This window comes from Flavobacterium maritimum, assembly GCF_040049085.1.
Taxonomy (GTDB): Bacteria; Bacteroidota; Bacteroidia; order Flavobacteriales; family Flavobacteriaceae; genus Flavobacterium; species Flavobacterium maritimum.
In genome coordinates this window covers 1-580 of sequence record NZ_JBDLZY010000031.1, presented here as the reverse complement: position 1 = coordinate 580, position 580 = coordinate 1, and the positions used below count along the sequence as shown (strand labels likewise).

General features: G+C 51.7%; 1 protein-coding gene. It reads left to right on the top strand.

The annotated features are described in order from the left end of the window. The coding region (locus ABEB23_RS18375; RefSeq protein WP_348814128.1) for a hypothetical protein at nt 1-580 on the top strand (580 nt) is incomplete at both ends.

Here is a 580-nt window from a genome sequence, read left to right as displayed (position 1 = left end):
GGGGGGGGGGGGGGGGGGGGGGGGGGGGGAGGGAGGAGGGGAGGGGGGGAAGGGAAAGAGGGAAGAAAAGAAAAAAAAGAAGAAAAGAAAAAAAGAAAGAGAGAGAAAAGGAGGGGGAGGAAAAAAAGGAAAAGAAGGAAAAAGGAAGGGAAAGGGAAAGAGGAGGGGGAGGAAAGAAAGGAAAAGAGGAAGGGGGAAAAAGGAAAGGGGGAAAAAAGAGGGGGGAAGGAAGGAGAGAAAAAGAAAGAGGGGGGGAGGAGGGGAGGGAAGAGAAGGAAGGAGAAAGGAGGAGGAGGAGAAAAAGAGGAAAGGGAGAAAAGAAGGAAGGGGGAAGAAAAAAGAAAAGGGAGGGAAAAAGAAGAGGGGAAAAGAAAAGGAAAGGGAAGGGGGAAAGAGAAGGGGAAGGGGAAGAGAGAAAAAGGGAAAAGGGGAAGAGGGGAGGAAGGGAAAGGGGGGAGAGGAAGGAAGGGGAGAGAAGAGAGGAAAAGAAAAAAGAAGGGGGGAAGAAGGAGGAAGGAGGGAGAAAGGATACGAGTGGGTGGAGGGGGATGCTGATGCGAACTACACCTACGCGAGAAGT